Below are 20,385 nucleotides of genomic sequence, written 5' to 3' on the forward strand. Positions count from 1 at the left end.
TTAGGACGATATTCATTTCAATGCTAGTATGGCAAAATTGTTTCTGATTCTTTTCTTTCTAATTACGGTTCCCTGCCGTTCCATTTTTGGAATGGATATGTTGGATCCGAATTCCTCTGTGGAAGAGCGAAATTTTTATGAAACAATTATACAGGAATCGCAAAAATATCAAATCTCTAGCTCTGCATTAACACATTATTTAACACCTTATTTTAACCAGGCGATCCGGAAAAATGATAATGCGTTGCTTGCAATTTATTATTGTTTATTAGCCAATCAGTCTTTCGATTCAGAGCGCGGAAGAAATATTTTTAGTGATAGATATTATCTAAAGGCTCTTGATTTAGAGGACAGTTATAATTACCAAAATGTTAAGACCTGGGTAAAGGTAGCCTATGGATATTATTTATATCGTTGCCTAAAGACTTCGGAAGCATTGCCCTTTATTTTGGAAGGAGAAAAAGGACTAGAAGATATTCCAAAGGATTTGGTATTGGATGTTACGCAGACTTATAAGAAGCTTGGTTATTTCTTTGGTACTTTAGGTGATTATGCATTAGGAATGAAGTATCTGGACCTGGTGCAGCAACAACCTCATATCTCGGGGCGTTTGAAAGCAGAAATTTTAGACAATCTGGGTGTTCTGACGTTAAAAAGTGGGGGAGATACGGTTCAGGCTATGAAAAATTTTGAACTCGCTCAAAATTTGGCCCTTTCAGAAAAGGACTCGCTTCGTTATGCTAAAACTTTAGGCAATCAAGCAGCAGTCTATGAGGGGATGGGGGATTATAAAAAAGCATTGGCTCTTTTAGATAGCGATCTTAAAATCTCAAAATCATTAGGAAATAACAGAAATACCATTCTTGCTTTAATGATGCGGATCCGGATGAATATTGCATTGAAAGAAAATGCGAAGGCCCGTCAAATGATCCGGGAAGCTGAGCATCTCTTGCAGGGATCTAATGATAAAAAAACAATACTCGAGCTTGAAACCCATAAATTAAATTTAGCTGTACAGAATCAGGAATTGGGAACGGAGCTGAATGCACGTAGAAGGATTGACCGGCTACAGGATTCACTACGGTTTTTGGATGGGGACCCCGTATTGTCCCAATTGAAATTTATGGCCGATAAACAGAAATTTGCTGATAAATTGTCATTGGCACAAGCTATAATTAAAAAGAAGCAAGCAGAAAAAAGATTATGGCTAATGTTGAGCTTATTTATATTGGTTTTATTCTTTTTTATCTATAATGCCTTGCGATACCGTGCCAGAAAACGTATCCGGGAATATGAATACCAATTGCTGAATTTGAAATATACCAAAGCAGAATTAGACCGGGAACTGACGAGTTCCAAAAGCCAGATTGAGGAATATATGGTCTATCTTCGGCGCAATAATGATCAGATAAATTTGCTTTCCGCTATGCTTAACGAACGAGGAAATACCGTGGGGAAAGACAGGGATGAGCTGAAAGCATTGTTGCAGTCACATCTTATCACAGATGAAAAATGGCATGAATTTAAGCTGCTGATTGTAAGGGAGTTTCCAAACCTGCTTCAAGATATCCAGATGAAATTTCCTGATCTCACTGAATCTAACCTGAGGGTAATTGTTTTGATAAAACTGGGGCTTAATAATAAAGAGGTGGCCAATGTTTTGGGAGTGACTCCTGATGCCATTAAGAAATCAATGCAACGTTTAAAAAAGAAATTAGGTGGGCAAGCGGGAGCCTTGATGGAATATATCTCCTATAAAGAACTTGTTTAAATCGCCGTATTATTTCAATAATAAAAGAAAGCGGTTCTAGGCTATTTTCAGAGGCCGGAACCGCTTTCTTTGTATGGGAGTTAGTCTAAAGGATTTTCTTTTAGATTTTTCTCCCAGGCCCAAGCTGAAGCCATCATTTCATCTATGCCTAAAGCGGCTTTCCAATGGAGCTGATTGGCCGATTTGGTGACATCACCATATACTTGAATGATATCGCCGTCCCGACGTGGGCCTACTTCATAGTTCAATTTCTGCCCCGAAGCTTTCTCAAAAGCTTTGATTGCCTCCAGAACTGAATAACCATTACCTGTTCCCACATTAAAAACATCATATTGCCCATTCGGGTTGCCTTGTTCCAATAATTTGATAGCAGCCACATGGGCTTTAGCTAAATCAACCACATGGATATAGTCGCGGATACAAGATCCATCCGGCGTATCATAATCATCCCCAAATACCGTTAACTTCTCTCTTTTACCAATGGCAGTTTGGGTAATAAAAGGAAGTAGATTTTGTGGTACACCATTCGGGAGTTCACCGATCAAAGCAGAAGCATGGGCACCGACTGGATTAAAATAACGTAATGCTATGATATTGTAATTGTTGTACGCTGATGCTGTTTCCTCAAGAATTTCTTCGGCAATCTGTTTGGTATTGCCATAAGGTGAAGTTGCTTTCTTTACAGGAGCTTTTTCATCTACTGGCAGGTGATCGGGTTCGCCATATACCGTGCAGCTTGAAGAAAAAACAAAATTTATTGGTCTGTTTCTATATGATTCTAATAGATTGATCAACGAAAAGAAGTTGTTATGATAATATTTTAATGGATTCTGAACCGATTCTCCAACAGCTTTGGATGCGGCAAAGTGAATAATTCCAGTAATATCTGTATTATTTTTTACAAACTCATCCACCTTGGCATTGTCACAAAGATCAAATTGATGGAATTCGGGTTTAATGCCAATGATTTTCTCTATCTGATCTAAAATTTTGATGTTCGAGTTGGAAAGATCGTCAATAATTACGGGTGTATATCCCGCTTGATGTAATTCGACAACGGTATGAGAACCAATATATCCTGTTCCTCCGGTGACTAATATTTTTTTGTTCATTATTTTTGATTATAGTAAGTAAAATCTTTATGGGACAAAGTTTCCAATGGAACCTTTCTGTAAAAATCAATTGTTTTCTTTAATCCAAGTTTTCGGTCGACTTGTGGCTGCCAGCCTAGTTTTGAAATGGCCAGCCCGATATCGGGTTTTCGTTGTTTAGGATCATCGAGCGGTAAGGGCTTATAGCTGATCTTACTGGTGCTTCCTGTTATTTCTATAATTTCCCTGGCAAGCTGTAAGAGTGAAATCTCATCTGGATTACCGATGTTGACCGGATGTACACAATCGGAATGCAAGAGCCGATAAATGCCTTCAATTTGATCATCAATATAACAAAATGATCTCGTTTGAGATCCATCGCCGAAAATAGAGATCTCTTCACCCCGTATGGCCTGGGCAATAAAAGTTGGAATAGCACGGCCATCATTGAGACGCATCCTGGAACCATAAGTGTTAAATATGCGTACGATGCGGGTGTCTAAGCCATGTGCGTTATGGTAAGCCATCGTGATTGCTTCCTGAAAACGTTTTGCCTCATCATATACGCCTCGCGGTCCCACAGGGTTGACATTTCCCCAATAATTTTCTGACTGAGGGGATACCAATGGATCGCCATAGACTTCAGATGTTGAGGCAACTAGTATGCGGGCTTTTTTTGCTCTTGCCAATCCCAGAAGATTATGTGTCCCCAATGAACCAACTTTCAGTGTCTGTATGGGTATTTTAAGATAATCAATGGGGCTAGCTGGTGAGGCAAAATGTAAAATATAATCCAGTTGTCCTGGGATATGGACAAATTTTGAAACATCATGATGATAGAAGTCAAAATTTTTCAATTTGAATAGATGGGCAATATTTTGGAGATCACCTGTAATCAGGTTGTCCATGCCAATTACTTCGTGTCCTTCAGTAATAAAACGATCGCAAAGGTGGGAGCCAAGGAAACCTGCTGCTCCTGTTATCAAAATCCGTTTACGATGTTTATTTTCCACTCAATGCTTCCTTTTAATGAAATGGGTTTAATATCTTTGACTAAGATAAACATTATTTTAAAAACATGCGTTTGCTTTATTCAGTTGGAATCTTTCTCTATGGCCTCTTATTGCGTATTTTGGCTCCTTTTCATGCCAAGGCAAGACTCATGGTAGCAGGACGTAAGGATTGGTATTCCCGGATGAAACAAACGGTTGATTCAACGCAAAAACATATTTGGTTCCACTTTGCGTCATTGGGAGAATTTGAACAGGGAAGGCCGGTTTTGGAGGCAGTGAAAAATAATTATTTGAACTATAAAATTATTGTAACATTTTATTCTCCCTCCGGTTATGAAATAAGGAAAAATACCAATTTGGCTGATTATGTTTTTTATCTTCCATACGACACGGCGAAGAATGCGCAACTGTTCGTGGATTTGATAAGACCTTCATTTGTGATATTTACAAAATATGAATATTGGTATTATTATTTTGAAGAACTTCATAAAAGGTCTATTCCATTGTTTCTGATTTCTGCAATCTTCCGGCCTGAGCAGATTTTCTTTCAGGCTTATGGTACTTTTTTTCTAAAGATTTTGAGTTATGTGACTTATTTTTTTGTCCAAAATGAAGAAAGCGTTCGCCTGTTGAAGGAATTTGGAATCCGTCATGCTGGCCTTGCTGGAGATACGCGTTTTGATCGGGTTGTGGATCTTCCCAAAAATAAGAAGATGATTCCCGAAATAGCGCAATTCATTGGTGATAACCCGACCCTGGTTGCAGGTAGCACCTGGCCTGAAGATGAACAAATGTTGCAAGAATTGATTCAGCACTATCCAGGCTATAAATTAATTCTGGCTCCGCATGAAATTGATGGACCACATTTGGAAGCTATTTTAAAGCTATGGCCAACTGCACTTCAATTTTCTAAAATGGCGGCGTATAATAATGCCATATTGGCCGAATCACAAATACTCGTTATTGATAATATTGGAATGTTATCTTCATTGTATGGTTATGGCCAGATGGCTTATATCGGCGGTGGTTTTGGCTCAGGGATTCATAATACGCTGGAAGCAGCCACCTATGGAATTCCGGTCTTATTTGGCCCGAATTTCAAGAAATTTCAAGAAGCTAAAGATCTTATACAACATGGTGCTGGTTTTTCTGTTGCTAATAGTCAAGGACTAAGAAAGGTCTTTGCGGATTTGCAAGACCGATCTCATTGTCAGGAGGTGGGCCAGGCTGCCCGTCAGTATGTGCTACAGAAAGCCGGTGCAACTGCAATCATTATGAAGTACCTAAAAAATAATAGTGCGAAAATTTAAAAAGGTGGTTAAAGAACCACCTTTTACTGAATCAACATCTCGAACTAATAATAGGTATACCTTCTAACACCAGTAATATGCCGTGACAAGCGCATAACTTGATGTGAATACCCATATTCATTGTCATACCATACATAAAGAACAACATGCTTGCCATCTGCGGAAACAATAGTAGCCGGAGCATCAACAACTGCCGCGGCAGTTGTACCGATGATATCCGAAGAAACAAGTTCATTGTCTCTTGAAAATTTAATCTGCTCGACGAGATCTCCGTGCAAAGATGCTTCTCTTAAGAACTCATTTATTTTATCGATCGTTGTTTTGGATCGGACTTCCACATTGAGAATGGCCAATGATCCATTTGGTACAGGAACACGAATGGCGTTTGATGTTAGCTTACCGGTCAGCGTGGGTAGGACTTTCGAAACGGCGCTGCCGGCACCGGTTTCTGTAATCACCATATTCAAAGCAGCAGCACGGCCCCGTCTTGATTTTTTGTGCATATTGTCGACAAGGTTCTGATCATTGGTATAGGAGTGGATGGTTTCTATATGTCCTTTTTCGATACCTATTTTTTCTTCAAGCACAGCCAAAACAGGCGAAATTGCATTGGTGGTACAGGAAGCCGCGGAAAAGATAGTGTGTTTTTGTAAATCAATGTTTTTCTCATTTACAGCATATACAATATTTGGCACACCTTTCCCGGGGGCCGTCAGTAAGACTTGAGCCGAACCTTTGGACTGCAGGTGCCGACCAAGTTCCTGTTTATCGCGAAATGCCCCAGTGTTGTCGATAATTAAAGCATCTTGTATCCCGTATTGTGTATAGTCAATATCTTCGGGCTGTTTGGCAGAAATGAGATGAACAGTAATACCATTGATAATAAGGGCTTGATTGACGAGATCAGCTTGGACTTCTCCATCAAACACGCCATGTATGGAATCATTTTTCAATAATGTAGCTCTTTTTTGTAAGGATTTGGCATCCATGGCATCCCGTGTTACAATGGCACGAAGACGGAGTTGCTGCCCTGTACCAGCTTTATTGATAAGTTCACGGGCCAGTAAGCGACCAATGCGGCCAAAGCCATAAAGGACAACATCACGCGGTTTCAATTCTTGCTGTTGATTGATCCCTTTTAATTCATTTGTAATAAAAATGGGCAGATCGTTTAGAGGAACGGCGTGCTTTTTGACCTGCAACGTAAGCTTGCCAATATCGATACGCGCAGGAGAGAGGGGGAGTTTTTCCAATATCTTTGCGACATGGAGTGTTTCAAATATACTCAACGGTTGTGCTGTGAGAACAGTACTTTCCTTAAGTAAACTGAGAATCGAACTAGATTTTACATCGATGAGTTGGCTCCGGAAAAAGACGAGTTCGACAGCATGGTTGTACCAAAGATTGCTAATGATTTGAATAAAGTTTGCAGCGGCATTTTGCTGGTCTTTGTAACTTTTGATCTCTCGGTCAAAAGAAGGTTTGTGTGACATAATATTTTATAATAGATTATGGTGCAAACATAGCACAAACCTTATTAAAATGGAGCTTATATTTTTGTTTTCATAATTTTACAAATAAAAACCGGTGTCGTATTACTGTTATTATAAAATATTGGGCTTAAAATTATCAATCTTCTATTATGAATAGCTCGGACATAATATGGTCGGCCATTAATTTTCCTACATCTGTTAAACGCAAGATATTGTTTTCCAAAATAAGCTTCTTCTCTTCTTGGAATGGGGCAGCATCTTTCAATAGACTATTTTTAACAGATTGTCCAAACCTGTGTTCAACCTGGTTTAAGTCCAGTCCCCACATTGTTCTGAGCGAAGTCATGATACCTTCATTGATCTGATCCAAGTTTGTTAAGTGCTCAACTTCTAAGGGAAGTTGATTCGAATTGATTGCTTTCATGTATTTCGCATTGTTGGAGATATTCCAGGATCTGGAAGTCCCATTAAATGAATGTGCTGAAGGGCCTATGCCTAGATAGTGTTTCCCTTTCCAGTAATTCGTGTTATGACGTGCATAACGTCCGTTTTTTGCAAAATTGGAAATTTCATACTGCTCATATCCTGCAGTTTTTAAGGTGTCCATAAGGAGATTCATCTGGTCTGCTGCCTGGTCCGTATCAATTGCTGGACTTAGTCCCTTTTTGATAAAATGATCTAATGCTGTTTTATTTTCTACAGTCATGGAGTAAGAGGAGATATGAGGAATGTCAAAATCAATGAGCTGTTGCATATTGTGCTGCCATTTTTCGTTGGTCAATTGTGGGTAACCATAGATAAGGTCGCAGGTAATCTGCTCAAAACCTGCATCTTGTACCCGCATGATGGAAGAGCATGCTTCTTGCTGATTGTGTGCTCTATTCATCCATCGTAAATCTTCCTCATAAAAAGACTGTATACCTATGCTGAATCTATTGATGGGGGTTGATCGTAATGCATTCACTTTTGATGCACTAAGGTCATCAGGATTTGCTTCCAGTGTAATTTCTGCTTCATAGCTAATATCAAAGTGTTTGGCTACAGTATCAATAATTTTCGATATTTCATCGGCCTCTAATAATGAAGGAGTGCCACCGCCAAAATAAATGGATTCTATTTTTCTATCCGCTAGATAAGGAGACCGTAGTTCAATTTCGCGCAATAGGGCGCTGACCATTTCTTTTTTGTACTGCAAGGAGGTGCTGAAATGGAAGTCACAATAATGACAGGCTTGTTTACAGAAAGGGATATGGATGTAAATCATGGATACAAATATACCAACACTATACCAACTTCGAGCCTTATTCGCCCTTTTTCCTCCTTACGTCCGCCTCTTGTTCGACATAGTATTGATCCTTGATCGACAATTGAGGCTACATAGTGGTAATACGTCGGTGAAATAAAGGCCATGGCTCAATGAAAGGTATAGGTTATCCCTAAGTTAAGCTTGAGTTATGCCCTGGTTAATACGGACTTTGACGGACTTCAACAGACTTTGACGGACTTTTGTTGACTTCCACTCAGCATTTATTCAATATAAGCAAGGTGTAACGATCTTGGGATAGGGGATAAATGGACTTGACAACAAGATAGTTATTTTTTATCTTGTTGTAAAGATCTGTTTCGTAAAAAATACCAATTTATAAAACCTAAGTCATCATGGATGAGCTAATTGAGAAATTTGTATCTAAAAAATTAAGAAAAAAAGGGGATGAATATCAACTGAGTGCAAATAGTATTTTGTCCGAGAAAGGCTTTGGAAAAATGAGCACTGTACAGTATTATCTTACGGACAAAACGGGCAAAAATAGCAGTCCTTCTAACAACAAATCATATTACGTAACAGATATTCTACTGACCTATCATGTGCAGAATGGACAGGTCTTGAAAGACTATATTGTATCCAAGAAAATTGACTTCCCTGAACCGGTCATAGGTAACATCGACTGGGAATAGCAACAGATTTATTTTAGATTAAAAAAGAATTGTATGAAAAACTCCCGTCGGGACTTTCTGAGAAATGTGATCGGTGCCTCTGGCCTTTTGATGCTTTCAAAGCATGGCCTTTCCCTGGACAATAGTGTTGAAGAAGCTTTTATCGATAGATTGTTACCTGCACCACGTGGTGGCGGGTTTATGATGAAAGATTATTGGATCTGGGATCCCACTGTGATTAGAGGAGAAGATGGAAAATATCATATGTTTGCTTCCCGATGGAGCAAGCAGTATGGTTTTGGCAACTGGGTTACGAACTCAGAAGTTGTACGTGCTATCTCAGATACGGCAGAAGGACCTTATGAATTTGTCGAGGTGGTACTACCTGCCCGTGGGAAGCAGTATTTTGATGGATGTACGACCCATAATCCCCGAATCGTGAAGAGTGGTGAATATTATGTGCTGTATTATTTTGGCAATAATTATCAAGAACCTAATCCAGGGTACTCGGAAAATGTATGGGAGTCTGGACTGGGGCAAAAAGCCTGGATGCACAAACGGATCGGGATGGCCTATTCCAAATCAATCGCTGGCCCATGGAAAAGAGTTGATCAACCGATTCTGAACCCACGGCTTGGAAAATGGGATGCTTCTATTACCTCCAACCCATCGCCGGTTGTTTTACCGGATGGGAAGGTTTATTTGATCTATAAATCTTCACCGGTGAACTATGATCCGCCACTGTTGTTGGGCGCAGCATGCGCAGAGTCGTTTTTGGGACCTTATCTCCGTTTATCTGACAAGCCGATATTCTCTTTTCATACAGATCAAAATCATGAAAATGATGTAGAAGATCCTTTTGTCTGGCATAATGGCCAGCATTTCGAGCTTATTATGAAGGACCGCTATGGGAAGATCTGCGGAGAAGAGGGCGGTGGTATACATGCTTATTCTAAAGACGGCGTAGACTGGCGTTTATCAAAGTTTGTGAAAGCTTATTCCAAAGTTATCCATTGGGATGATGGCAGTAAAAGTACCCAGGCTAACTTTGAAAGGCCTTTCTTGTTATTTGAAAATGGGAAACCTACTCATTTGTTTGCAGCAACTGGTGATGGAACGGCTCCTTATCAGTTTGAACGTACCTGGAATATGGTTATTCCATTGAAAGTATCATAGAGACCATTGATGTTATAACGGCTGGCTTTTGAATAAAAAAATAGCCTGGAAAAAGATGAAAACAAACTTTTCCAGGCTGCCTCCCCATTGGATTAACGTGTCCATTCGTTATCTGCAGATTCAACATCCGCAAGTCGAAGCGAGGGATCGATACTTACTTTTTTAGGCACCTTGGCCAATGGAATTGAATATTCAGGTTTCGTCCAGAACCAATCTGGGAGCACGGTACGTTTAACTCCTTTATAAATGTCGAAATGTTCTTCTGGTTTTTCGCCACGCATTTCTCGTAACGGGATATAGAACAATTCTTTACTGCCATCAACATATTCGACCAGAACATCCAATGGCATCGCAAAATTTGATCTATTGATCAGCTGAACCGTTGTGTCGTTTACATTGCCTATCGCATAATCGATCTGGCGGGTTGTATTTATAAATAGATTGAAGTACCATTTTAAATTAATTCCTGAGACTTCTTCGGCAACACGTTTGAAATCGTTTGGTGTCGGATGTTTGAATTTCCAGATATCATAAAACTTCAGGAATGTCTTTTCCAGATTTTCTTGCCCGATGATGTAGCCCAGTTGTTCGGCAAGGACAGCACCTTTACGGTATGCCTCATTGCTATAGGCATAGTTTGTATTATAGTAATCGGCAAGGAGGCTCATCGGTTCTTCTTTTCCTGAGAGAGCCAGTTTATAATATGCCCGGTATGCATCAATCTGTGGGTTTGATGCTATGGCACCGCGTTTTTCGAAAATACTTTGTATCGCTAATTCTTCTACATAGGAGGTGAATCCTTCATCAAACCATTCATCGACAGTTTCATTGATGCCGAATAATTGTTGATACCATGAGTGGGCGGATTCGTGGAATATAACTCCCACGAGGCTTTTTAAATTTCGCCCACCGGTAATCAGCGTGGCAGTACCGTACTCCATACCTCCGTCTCCACCTTGGATGATGGTATAAGTCGGCCAAGGATAGGTCCCAAATTTCGCACTACAAAAATCAAAGAACTCAGTAGAGAGACCCAATGCCGTTTTCCAGTTTGATACCACCTCTTTATCCGTCGGTAAGAATACTGTATAAACTTTTATGCCGTTTTTGCTTGACGCAGAGTCAACGACAAACTTTGGATCTGCGGCCCAAACGAAGTCATGGATATTTTGGGCTTTGTAATGCCAGGTCGCCTTGCCGTCTTGCGATTTGATTTTGGCTTTGGACTGATAGCCTTTTACTTCATCCGGGTTTTGAAGCACTCCTGATGCACCAATCACATAATTCTTATTGAGGTGAATGGTGACATCAAAATCCCCAAAAGGTGCGATAAATTCCCGACCGGTGTATTCATCCAGATGCCAACCAAATTCATCAAATTGAGCCATTTTTGGATACCATTGTGCCATAGAAAGTGCAACGCCTTCTGCTGAATTACGACCTGTCCTGCGGATCTGTTCGGGTACCTGAGCAGTCCACTCCATATCAAAATTGACGGTTTCACCATCTTGAATCGCTGTTGGTAAGGTCACCTCCAGTATTGTTCCGTCGATCTTAAATACTGTATTGATGCCATTCATGGACAGGCTTTTGATTTTCTGATAGCCAATTTGGTTGGGTTGTAGCTTTTCAATACGGCTCTGATATACAGGCTTTTCTTTTGTGCCGATATTTGAAACCATCCGCCTGTCGGGATCACTGATGTTCTTTAAACGATAATCCATCATCGATCCGGGTTGAAAGGCATTAAAATATAAATGAAAGTAGACTTTATTTAAAGACTGGCCTGAGTTGTTGCTATACTTTAATACCATTTTCCCATCATATTGATAAGCTTTTTCGTCCACGGTGACATCCATGGTATAGTTAACTCGCTGTTGCCAGAATCCTTTCCTTTGGGCCTTCACGTCCCTTCCCAAAAAATTTAATACACATGCAAGTGCAAAAAAGGATAATAATTTGATTTTCATGTTCCAAACTTACAAAATTGTCTCAAGAAATAGGGACGGAATAGATCTAAAGCTGTCAAATGTCATTAAATCTTGACGAAAGTCATTTTTTTAAGTACAATTGGCTTGGTTTTGGTTAGTGGATTTATCTCTTGAGTTAAATAATTTGGTTGTACTGTTTTATGGAAAATTTGTATTATAGACCTTCAGGGAAGGTTCCTTTTTTAGCCTTGATTGGCTCACTTGTGCTCGGTGTTCTTGGAGCTATTGTTTTAGCCATACTATATATTGCGCTACAATGGTTTATTCCTATTATCTATTTCAATGTATTTATTACGCTGGGTTTTGGCGCTGGTATATTTTTTATCCTCAATTTTTGTTTTAAGCGTTGGAAATTAAGAAATAAGGGGATGGCAGTACTGATTACTCTGATTATTGCATTATTGGGTTTCTATGCCCAATGGGCTTTGTTTGTCTCATTAATGTACAATGCTGAAGGGACGATGGGCGGTGACACTTGGGTAAAATCCTCTTTTAATTTAGAGGGATTTAAAGCGTTTTTTCTACATCCTTCTTTTATTTGGGAAGCCATTCAGGATCTTAATGAGGTAGGAACATTCTCCTTGAAAAAAAATCCGGTATCAGGGGGAATGCTTTGGGCGATATGGGGTATTGAGATGTTGATTATTGTCTTGACTCCGATCATATTGGCATTTCGGGGGATTACAATTTATCCTTTCTCTGAAAAGGATGAAACCTGGATGAATAAAAGGATACTGCCAGGAAGATTTAAATTTGTGGAAGATCAGGCAACTGTAACAAGCTTACTGGGAAATCATGACTTTGCTTACATTCATGAACACTTGCCTGAAGAAGAAGAACATCTTTCTTTTGCTACGGCAGAGGTTTATGAATCAGATACTGACGATCATCAGTATTTGACGATTTATAATCATCAATTTATAGAAAAAAAGGGGAAGGTTGAGGAAAAGAAGAATGAAATCATAGAATTTTTACGCATCAATAGAAACAGTCTATAGTGAAGGTAAATAATAGTATCCATGAAGCGGCTAAGAACTCGTTCTTAGCCGCTTCATGGATAGCTGGAAGACAATTAAAAAGATGATTTAACCAACCCCCCCCCTTTTGCGACCCAATCATTAATGGATGGGCTATAAATTTTAATATCCTTAATGCCATATTTAGCCAAAATAGAGGCTGCAATTGTCGCGCGGTCACCTGATTGGCAATGAAGGTATAATTTTCTCTCTCTATCGATTTTATCCAGGTTGTCGGCAATTGTTCCGACAAAAAGATGTGTAGCACCGGGCAGATGGCCGGCTGTAAATTCGGTCGTGTTACGCACATCGAGAATCTGGGCATTGGGATTGCCGACCGCACGGTTCATTTCGTCAAAATCGATAAGTTGTTGTCTCTCCAAAGGAATCCCAAGTTGCGAAACCATTTCAGGGGTGATATAGCCTACTACCTGATCTAATCCGATGCGCATGAGTTTACGGGTAATATCATCCAGTTCAGTCTCGTCCAGTATAAGAATGAATGGTTCTGTATAATTTAGTACCCAACCTGCCCAGGTATTAAAGGTTTTATTATTTTGGATATTGATGCTATTGGGAAGGTAACCTTTTGCAAAATCAAATTTATGTCGAGTATCAATGGTGGCGGTCCCAGCCTTATAGTGTTTGATAAACTCGTCTTTTGTAAGTTTGGTATACTGTGGGACGGCTGTTTGTAAAGGACGTGTTATTTTGTTGAGTTTTTTCATCATGGCAAAATAACGGGGTGGTTCAGGCTGTCCATCCAAAAGTTCTTGGACGAAAGCTTTTTCATTGTCTTTGTATTGAAGGGCCCAGTTTCGGATCCGTTCATAGCCTACAGTTGTACTTGGTACTGCGCCTAATGCTTTTCCACAAGCTGAGCCAGCACCGTGTGCTGGCCATACTTGAATGTGGTCAGGAAGTGCTAGAAACTGTTTGAGCGAACCGAACATCTGATGGGCACCAATTTCTTTTGTACCAATAAGACCTGCGGCATTCTCTAAAAGATCGGGTCTTCCTACATCTCCAACAAATACAAAATCGCCGGTAAAGATCATGACGGGCTCCATTGTAGCTGGGGTGTCAATCAAGGATAAACTGATACTTTCAGGAGTATGTCCGGGAGTATGTATCACATTGAAAATAAGATTTCCAACATGGATTTGATCTCCATCTTTTAGCCCAATGTGAGGAAATTCGTATTGCCAGTCCTGACCTCCTTCATCGGAAAGATAGCATTGTGCGCCTGTCAGTTCCGCTAACTCCAGTGTACCCGAAAGATAGTCAGCATGGATATGCGTTTCAGCAATATGTGTAATCTTGAGGTTGTTCTTATTTGCAATTGCCAAATAGGTGTCCACATCTCTCTTGGGATCAATAACGATAGCTACACCTTTGGCTTGACAGCCAATTAAATAACTTGAATGGGCTAAAGATGATTCGAAAATGTGTTGAAAGAACATAATATATGATTTTTAATGATTTACAAATTGAAAGATTTCGGATATAAGAATAAGCGTGCCTATACCGAGTAGAAAATACCCAAAGATACCTTTTAGCTTTATCGTGTCCAATCTTTCTTTCCATTTGGAGCCAATTTGAAGGCCAATTAAAGTAATCAAGGTAAAAAGGATTAGTATTGGCCAATTGATGTGTTCCATGAGCTGATAGTTGGCCACTAGGCCAAATGAAGCATTTAGTCCAATAATAAACAAAGATGTCGCAATAGCTTGTTTTAAAGGGATTCCTATAAGCAATACCAAAGCAGGAACAATAATGAAACCACCACCGGCGCCAACTAAACCAGTCATAATGCCCACCAGGAAGCCGACCAATGTTATTTTGGCAATTTGAACACTATTCATGATTACTGCTACGGTTTTAACCTGTTTTCGTTGCGTGACCATAGCGGAAGCAGAAATGATGATGACCGCGGAGAATAATAGCATGATGGTGTGATTTCTAGAAATTTCTACTCCTGCCAGGTTAAATTGTTCTGGTATTGCAGCTAGAAGATAACGTTTCGTAAGATAAACAGAAAAGAGAGAAGGAACCAAGAAAATTGCTGTGGTCTTTAGATTGATCTCATTTTTCTTTAGTGGCCTAATCGACCCGATTAGCGCCAAAATCCCGATCGAAAAAAGAGAATAGTCAAGCGCATACTGAGGTTCTATATGAAATAGGTAGACAAATATTGGGAGGGTCAGGATACTACCACCGCTTCCCATCAGACCCATTGATAGTCCTACTAATACAGCCAATATAAAACCGATGATAAATATTGATTCCATTCTTTTTTACTAATATTCAGTTATTTCTCCAACAGTATCCCGGAGGCTTCTCTCCTTGACATCCGCTGCATTAATGGGGTAGTTTGTTCCGGAGCAAACCATAGATCCAGGTTCCAAAAAGGGCAAAGAGCAAGACAATACCCAAGGTCCAGTATCCCGAGCCAATTAAGGTAAACATTGGCCCTGGGCAGGCTCCGGTCAATGCCCATCCAAGCCCGAAGATGATGCCACCAACTAAATAACGGGTAATGCTTTTATCTTTATCGTGAAATACGATTTGCATGCCATTACTGTCTTTAGCCTTCGTCCGTTTGATGACCTGAACGATGATAATGGCTGTTGTTAGGGCCGTGCCGATCATGCCATACATATGAAAGGAACGGAACTGAAACATTTCATAGATGCGGTACCAAGAGGCCGCCTCCGATTTATATAGGACAATGCCTAACAATATACCGATCATTATAAATTTTAGTGCTTTCATGTTAGGCAAAGATTAAAGGGAATAAAAAATGAACCATGATAATGCCGCCTAGAAAAAAACCGATAACGGCGATTAAAGAAGGAAGCTGGAAATTGCTGAGACCTGAAATTGCATGCCCTGATGAGCAACCTCCAGCATACCGCGTTCCAAAGCCGATAAAAAGCCCGCCGATGCTTAGGATCGAAAATTGAAACAAGGAACCATTAAAAACAAAAATTGATTCCGGAAGGTAGCCCTGGAGATGATCAATGATACCAAGTTGTTTTAGGTCTGTAATACTCTGTTCATTGATTTGTGCAGCCGAGCCATCGCTCAACAAGTAGTGTGCAATAAAACCGCCGATAACGGTCCCAAGGACGACTAACAGATTCCAGACCTGGGATTTCCAGTCAAATCGAAAAAAAGAGGCTGATTTTCCTGCACCTAATACCGTACACATGGTTCTTAGGTTGTTTGACATGCCAAAATCCTTTCCTTGCTTTAACAAGAGATACATGACGAATGCGATTAATGGACCTGAAATATACCAGGGCCAGGGTTGTTTGATGTATTCCAATAACATAACACTCTTCTTAAGTTATGTTGCAAAGGTACATACTGCAATTACAAAAGCCTGTAACAAATGTTACCGTGATGCGGGATAGTTACATATCGTAATATTCCACATTGGCAGCTTTTAATGCTTCCGTGAGTGCGGGTAGATCGTCTTCTTTCTGAAATAACTTGTTGCGCCAGGTGCGAAAAGCGGGACCTTTGTTTTGGTTTATAATGATTAAGTTGCCTCCAGACCGTTTAAGATTACGGATATGTGAAATGGTATTCAACGGGAATGTGATTTCTCGTTTTGCATGGTGAATATGGAGTGTGTTTTCGTCCAGTTGCCAGGTGGATGGTAGGGTAGACCACTTTATGGCCAGATATAAGGCTAATGGTACCATCAAAAGTGCGATAATAACCTTGAATATCTCCTGTATAGGAACTTTTGACATGCCAAGTCCGATCAGGAAGATGGAAATCAATAAGATAAACATATATTTCCCACGATGTAATGTTGAGAGCTGAAATGTTTGAGGATTATTCTTCATGCTTTTTGATTAACTTCCCTTTTGAATCAATATAGTAAAAATTTTCGAGGTCTTCGGTGACCAGTGCTAACCCATCTTCAAAAGCATGCGCATTTTGGAATTTAAAAGGGATAACCTCTTTTCCACTATAATTCAGATAGCCGTATTTATTGTCTTTAAAAGCCAATAATAACTTCTCGCCGGCAAAAGCTAAGAATTCTTGATTTGTAGGAAGTAGCCGTTTACCTGATTTATCAATGAGCTGATAAGTCATATTTTCGATGATCAAGGCATGATCGTCCTGGTATTCGGCAACTGTCTCATAGACTGCTGGGATCAGAACATGCCCTTTGAGGTCCAATACTCCAGTATGATCACCTTCATTATATAAAGCATAGTTTAAGTTCGGTATGGTAATGAAGTCATATTTTGCAGCAAGCAATTGCCTGCCAGTAGTGTCCAATAGACCATATTTTTGGTCTTTCATATAGACAAGAGGGGCTCCTTCGGTATCCAGGCTCAAGGCTTCATACTGACATGAAATGACTTCGTTTCCCTGTAGGTCGATCAGGCCAAACATTTGTGCGGCATCAGATACGATCGCATAATTGCCCACATAGGCATAAATAGCTGAATATTTTGCTGGAGTAAGCTTCTGGCCGAGACTGTCCTGAACACCAAAGTATGTTGAATTAGGATCCTGGTACCAGGATAACTGGTTGTTTAACGCCGAATCGGCAGTATTCTCTCCATTTTCTCCTTCTTCATAACCTTCAGGGATTTCGAATAGAGATTTATCAAAAGGGATTTCTTCTACTTTGGTTGCTTCAATTCCTAGCCCTTCAGTTCCAACATACAGTGCCGCTCCGGGTACTTTTTCCAGGTAGTCATATGTTCCCCAGTATAATTTAGGCAATTGGTCAGCATACCAAACTGTAATTTCATGTTGCTTATCCGTACTGCCGGGCAGATTAAAGATTGCTTTTTTGCAGGGTATACCAGCTATGATCTTTTTTTCATTTGGAAGAATACTGATTTCGAAATCCCCGGAATAGATATAATCTTCGGAAGTCTCTATAAGTTTGCCGGAAGCCATCTCAGTAGCGGTGTATGTTTTACTGCTCTCATCCAACAAATAAGATGTTTCTTCGGGAATATTACTGATCTGTATTGATTTACCAAAAAGCAAATTTTCAATGCGCATATAATCTTTACTGATATAAGTCTGCATTAAAGCTTCTCCACTTCCGGCCAAAATTTTGATGAACTCAGAAGCTGAAGTATCGGCGCCAGTTTCGGGATCGGCAAACTGATAAGAAATCTTGAACGTTTTTTGTTGAGCCTGACTTATTTTAGTCAACAGCAACATGATTACCAAGAAGAAAAAAAACCGTTTCATTGTAGGGAAATTTGAATTGCGAAAATATTGAAATTTGATTGATTTGTGAAATAATATTTTGTTATTTCAAGAAATTCATGCAGAAATTTTGATATGCTGATAGGAAAGCTGTATTTTGTCCAATGGGATTGTTCAAGTAGGGTAAAATTGCTGTTCTGCGATCCCTTATGAGGTAGAAAATATCATTTAAACGTCAAGAATAATGTGAATTTAGTGACATTCAATCGTTTAGTATATAGCATGAAACGATATTTTTGTATTTTACGAACCATATATTTACTGCTTAAAACGTTTATCTGTGGAATTGTTGCTTATAGAAGATGAGCCATCGGTCATATCTTTGATTGAAAGAGGGTTAAAGGAAGAAGGTTATAACATTAGTATTGCAATGGATGGTTACACTGGTCTAAAAATGGCTGGGTTAAATCACTATGACCTTATTTTATTGGACGTCATGCTTCCGGGGATGAATGGATTAGATGTGTGCAGAAATATCCGTATGGCAAATAATGAAGTTCCAATTATTATTCTAACGGCATTGAATCAAACGGAAGATATTGTTGAAGCATTTGATCGGGATGCGGATGATTATTTAACCAAGCCATTTCGTCTAGAAGAATTAAAAGCACGAATAAATCGGTATAACCGAAAGTCCAAGACAGTCATTGAGCAGAAAAATGTCCTCACATTTGATGATTTACAGTTAGATCGTGACAGTAAGTCTGTGCAACGTGGTGGATCGCCTATTATATTAACTGCTACAGAATTCCGTTTATTGGAATTTCTGATGTTGAATCGTAATAAAGTCTTGACAAGAATTGATATATTGGAAGAAGTCTGGGGGATGGATGTAGATTTAAGTACTAATGTCGTGGATGTATATGTCAACTATCTTCGGAAAAAGATCGATAAACAGTTTAGCCGTAAATTGATCCATACTGTTATCGGTATGGGCTATGTTATCCGTCATGAAAATTAGAACCAAAATTGTACTCTTATTTTCTGTCATCAGCACCTTATTGCTCGTCATATTTGCCTTATACGTTTCTTATTTTACTTATGATAGCCTTCAGACCAAATTTTTTCATCGATTAGAAGAAAATGCCATTATTGTTGGTGATCATATCGTAAGCCAGAAAGAGGAAAATAAGGAACTGTATATTCAAGTAAAACGGAAGTATCTCAAACAACTGTCAGAAGGTACAGATCATTTACTACGTATAGTTAAAGGTAGCGATAGTCTCCGCTTTAAACCTGATCTGCCCATGCCCATGGATTTTTATAAGGACGTTATTCGTGATGGAGCGGGAAGATATATGCATAAGGATACAGCATTTGTAGCTGTCTTCTTTGTGGATTCCATTCATCAGGACAATCTAATTGTTGTCTCGGAGGGAATCGATGAGTATGGGCATGACGAACAGCGGGTATTGGATCGAACCTTGGTCACGGGGGGATGCCTGGCTATCTTGCTGATTATTTTCATGTCCTTCTATTTTGCGGACCGTCTATTGAAACCGATCAAGGATATCAACCGGGATTTGGGCAAAGTGGATATTGCTAACCTAGATTATCGTTTATTCAGTAAATTCAGTAATGGGAAAGATGAGCTTGGTGTATTGATTGCTAATTTGAATTCTATGCTCAACCGTTTGGACATCTCAGTGCAGTCACAGCAGAGTTTTATTGGAAATGCTTCCCATTCATTGAAAACACCACTGACAATTATCGGTGGGGAGGCAGAGCTTGCACAGAATTTATTGCCTAAAGAACATGAAGCTTATTACTCGCTGGAGACCATTGCCAAATACGCTGACAAGATGGAGCTTATTATCAATAATCTGTTGCAGCTTTCCCGTATGGGATTTAAGGGTGAGGTGGATAATAAAGAAATTCTTCGAATTGACGAGTTGCTATACGAAATTTATCATGCTGAAAAGAATATTCATAAAGATTTTAAGCTCTCCTTTGACCTTGCTCAGATCCCGGAAGATAGTGATGAGTTGACTGTTTTGGCCAATCCGGATTTGTTCTTTATTGCATTCAGTAATATTATCTCCAATGCATTTAAATACGGCAATGGTGGACAGGTGCAAATTGCCATAAGCTGTGATGATAAGAGTATTACAATTCAGGTATTTGACAAAGGGATCGGAATTCCCAAAAAAGATCAACCTCATATTTTTACTTCTTTTTATCGTGCCTCCAATGTCGGGGATATTTATGGAAATGGTCTGGGGCTCGTTTTGGCCAAGAATATCTTCGATTTGCATGGTGCTGAACTATCTTTGCAATCGGCTGAAGGACAGGGCACTTTAGTTGTGGTTACATTACCTAAGATCGTCTTCTAA

18 protein-coding genes are annotated in these 20,385 nt (G+C 39.6%); 7 read left to right on the forward strand and 11 right to left on the reverse strand.

The features are described 5' to 3' along the window. Positions 1–28: 28 nt before the first annotated feature. Positions 29–1,771 carry a transcriptional regulator gene (locus HX021_RS14255; RefSeq protein WP_286591088.1) on the forward strand — a complete coding sequence of 581 codons (1,743 nt, stop codon included), beginning with the start codon at positions 29–31 and terminating at the stop codon, positions 1,769–1,771. Positions 1,772–1,851: 80 nt separating this feature from the next. On the opposite strand, the gene galE is transcribed toward HX021_RS14255, so the two are convergent. Then, on the reverse strand, positions 1,852–2,883 hold the full coding sequence (galE, locus tag HX021_RS14260) for a UDP-glucose 4-epimerase GalE (protein WP_286591089.1): 1,032 nt from the start codon (positions 2,881–2,883) through the stop codon (positions 1,852–1,854). Beyond that, positions 2,883–3,875 carry a UDP-glucuronic acid decarboxylase family protein gene (locus tag HX021_RS14265; protein ID WP_286591091.1) on the reverse strand — a complete coding sequence of 331 codons (993 nt, stop codon included), beginning with the start codon at positions 3,873–3,875 and terminating at the stop codon, positions 2,883–2,885. The genes galE and HX021_RS14265 overlap by 1 nt, the downstream gene beginning before the upstream one ends. A gap of 65 nt (positions 3,876–3,940) precedes the next feature. Here HX021_RS14265 and HX021_RS14270 point away from each other — a divergent pair, with 65 nt between their 5' ends. Further along, positions 3,941–5,185, forward strand: coding sequence for a 3-deoxy-D-manno-octulosonic acid transferase (locus HX021_RS14270; RefSeq protein WP_286591093.1), 1,245 nt, complete (start codon positions 3,941–3,943; stop codon positions 5,183–5,185). A 44-nt stretch (positions 5,186–5,229) separates the two neighbouring features. Here the strand turns inward: HX021_RS14270 and HX021_RS14275 are convergent, their stop codons facing one another. Then, entirely contained in the window at positions 5,230–6,678 is a 1,449-nt protein-coding gene (locus HX021_RS14275) for a glyceraldehyde-3-phosphate dehydrogenase (protein WP_286591094.1), read from the reverse strand. A gap of 136 nt (positions 6,679–6,814) precedes the next feature. Continuing rightward, a complete protein-coding gene (gene hemW / locus HX021_RS14280; protein ID WP_286591095.1) occupies positions 6,815–7,942 on the reverse strand; it encodes a radical SAM family heme chaperone HemW in 1,128 nt (375 codons plus the stop codon). 395 nt (positions 7,943–8,337) lie between these two features. Here hemW and HX021_RS14285 point away from each other — a divergent pair, with 395 nt between their 5' ends. Continuing rightward, complete coding sequence (locus tag HX021_RS14285) at positions 8,338–8,634, forward strand: hypothetical protein (RefSeq protein WP_286591096.1); 297 nt, start codon at positions 8,338–8,340, stop codon at positions 8,632–8,634. 33 nt (positions 8,635–8,667) lie between these two features. Next, positions 8,668–9,789: a glycoside hydrolase family protein gene (locus HX021_RS14290; RefSeq protein ID WP_286591097.1), complete on the forward strand. Its 1,122-nt coding sequence runs from the start codon at positions 8,668–8,670 to the stop codon at positions 9,787–9,789. A gap of 92 nt (positions 9,790–9,881) precedes the next feature. On the opposite strand, the gene HX021_RS14295 is transcribed toward HX021_RS14290, so the two are convergent. Beyond that, positions 9,882–11,759 carry a M1 family metallopeptidase gene (locus HX021_RS14295; RefSeq protein WP_286591098.1) on the reverse strand — a complete coding sequence of 626 codons (1,878 nt, stop codon included), beginning with the start codon at positions 11,757–11,759 and terminating at the stop codon, positions 9,882–9,884. Between the two features lie 161 nt (positions 11,760–11,920). Here HX021_RS14295 and HX021_RS14300 point away from each other — a divergent pair, with 161 nt between their 5' ends. After that, positions 11,921–12,778, forward strand: coding sequence for a hypothetical protein (locus HX021_RS14300; protein WP_286591099.1), 858 nt, complete (start codon positions 11,921–11,923; stop codon positions 12,776–12,778). A 74-nt stretch (positions 12,779–12,852) separates the two neighbouring features. On the opposite strand, the gene HX021_RS14305 is transcribed toward HX021_RS14300, so the two are convergent. The 6 genes from HX021_RS14305 to HX021_RS14330 form a co-directional block, all read right to left on the reverse strand. Next, positions 12,853–14,259 carry an MBL fold metallo-hydrolase gene (locus HX021_RS14305; RefSeq protein WP_286591100.1) on the reverse strand — a complete coding sequence of 469 codons (1,407 nt, stop codon included), beginning with the start codon at positions 14,257–14,259 and terminating at the stop codon, positions 12,853–12,855. Positions 14,260–14,271: 12 nt separating this feature from the next. Further along, entirely contained in the window at positions 14,272–15,087 is an 816-nt protein-coding gene (locus HX021_RS14310; protein ID WP_286591101.1) for a sulfite exporter TauE/SafE family protein, read from the reverse strand. A 70-nt stretch (positions 15,088–15,157) separates the two neighbouring features. Then, the gene (locus tag HX021_RS14315; protein WP_286591102.1) at positions 15,158–15,571 is read right to left on the reverse strand and encodes a DUF6691 family protein; all 414 of its coding nucleotides are present in this window, start codon (positions 15,569–15,571) and stop codon (positions 15,158–15,160) included. Between the two features lies 1 nt (position 15,572). Then, positions 15,573–16,133 carry a YeeE/YedE family protein gene (locus HX021_RS14320; RefSeq protein ID WP_286591103.1) on the reverse strand — a complete coding sequence of 187 codons (561 nt, stop codon included), beginning with the start codon at positions 16,131–16,133 and terminating at the stop codon, positions 15,573–15,575. 82 nt (positions 16,134–16,215) lie between these two features. Further along, positions 16,216–16,656, reverse strand: a complete 441-nt coding sequence (locus HX021_RS14325) for a hypothetical protein (RefSeq protein ID WP_286591104.1) — start codon at positions 16,654–16,656, stop codon at positions 16,216–16,218. Next, positions 16,646–18,034: a WG repeat-containing protein gene (locus HX021_RS14330; protein ID WP_286591105.1), complete on the reverse strand. Its 1,389-nt coding sequence runs from the start codon at positions 18,032–18,034 to the stop codon at positions 16,646–16,648. Before HX021_RS14330 ends, HX021_RS14325 begins: the two co-directional genes overlap by 11 nt. A gap of 298 nt (positions 18,035–18,332) precedes the next feature. Here HX021_RS14330 and HX021_RS14335 point away from each other — a divergent pair, with 298 nt between their 5' ends. Together HX021_RS14335 and HX021_RS14340 are read left to right on the forward strand one after the other, a co-directional pair. Next, positions 18,333–19,013 (forward strand): response regulator transcription factor, encoded by a 681-nt coding sequence (locus tag HX021_RS14335; RefSeq protein ID WP_286591106.1) that lies wholly within the window; start codon positions 18,333–18,335, stop codon positions 19,011–19,013. Next, positions 19,003–20,385: a HAMP domain-containing sensor histidine kinase gene (locus HX021_RS14340; protein ID WP_286591107.1), complete on the forward strand. Its 1,383-nt coding sequence runs from the start codon at positions 19,003–19,005 to the stop codon at positions 20,383–20,385. Before HX021_RS14335 ends, HX021_RS14340 begins: the two co-directional genes overlap by 11 nt.

The sequence above is a fragment of the Sphingobacterium sp. N143 genome, assembly GCF_030325625.1.
Classification (GTDB): domain Bacteria; phylum Bacteroidota; class Bacteroidia; order Sphingobacteriales; family Sphingobacteriaceae; genus Sphingobacterium.

Coding starts and splice junctions, on each gene's coding strand:
- HX021_RS14305 (WP_286591100.1), bottom strand. CDS start 14,259: ATGTTCTTTCAACACATTTTCGAATCATCTTTAGCCCATTCAAGTTAT.
- HX021_RS14255 (WP_286591088.1), top strand. CDS start 29: ATGGCAAAATTGTTTCTGATTCTTTTCTTTCTAATTACGGTTCCCTGC.
- HX021_RS14290 (WP_286591097.1), top strand. CDS start 8,668: ATGAAAAACTCCCGTCGGGACTTTCTGAGAAATGTGATCGGTGCCTCT.
- HX021_RS14275 (WP_286591094.1), bottom strand. CDS start 6,678: ATGTCACACAAACCTTCTTTTGACCGAGAGATCAAAAGTTACAAAGAC.
- HX021_RS14325 (WP_286591104.1), bottom strand. CDS start 16,656: ATGAAGAATAATCCTCAAACATTTCAGCTCTCAACATTACATCGTGGG.
- HX021_RS14330 (WP_286591105.1), bottom strand. CDS start 18,034: ATGAAACGGTTTTTTTTCTTCTTGGTAATCATGTTGCTGTTGACTAAA.
- hemW (WP_286591095.1), bottom strand. CDS start 7,942: ATGATTTACATCCATATCCCTTTCTGTAAACAAGCCTGTCATTATTGT.
- HX021_RS14300 (WP_286591099.1), top strand. CDS start 11,921: ATGGAAAATTTGTATTATAGACCTTCAGGGAAGGTTCCTTTTTTAGCC.
- HX021_RS14285 (WP_286591096.1), top strand. CDS start 8,338: ATGGATGAGCTAATTGAGAAATTTGTATCTAAAAAATTAAGAAAAAAA.
- HX021_RS14320 (WP_286591103.1), bottom strand. CDS start 16,133: ATGTTATTGGAATACATCAAACAACCCTGGCCCTGGTATATTTCAGGT.
- HX021_RS14315 (WP_286591102.1), bottom strand. CDS start 15,571: ATGAAAGCACTAAAATTTATAATGATCGGTATATTGTTAGGCATTGTC.
- HX021_RS14340 (WP_286591107.1), top strand. CDS start 19,003: ATGAAAATTAGAACCAAAATTGTACTCTTATTTTCTGTCATCAGCACC.
- HX021_RS14310 (WP_286591101.1), bottom strand. CDS start 15,087: ATGGAATCAATATTTATCATCGGTTTTATATTGGCTGTATTAGTAGGA.
- HX021_RS14270 (WP_286591093.1), top strand. CDS start 3,941: ATGCGTTTGCTTTATTCAGTTGGAATCTTTCTCTATGGCCTCTTATTG.
- HX021_RS14295 (WP_286591098.1), bottom strand. CDS start 11,759: ATGAAAATCAAATTATTATCCTTTTTTGCACTTGCATGTGTATTAAAT.
- galE (WP_286591089.1), bottom strand. CDS start 2,883: ATGAACAAAAAAATATTAGTCACCGGAGGAACAGGATATATTGGTTCT.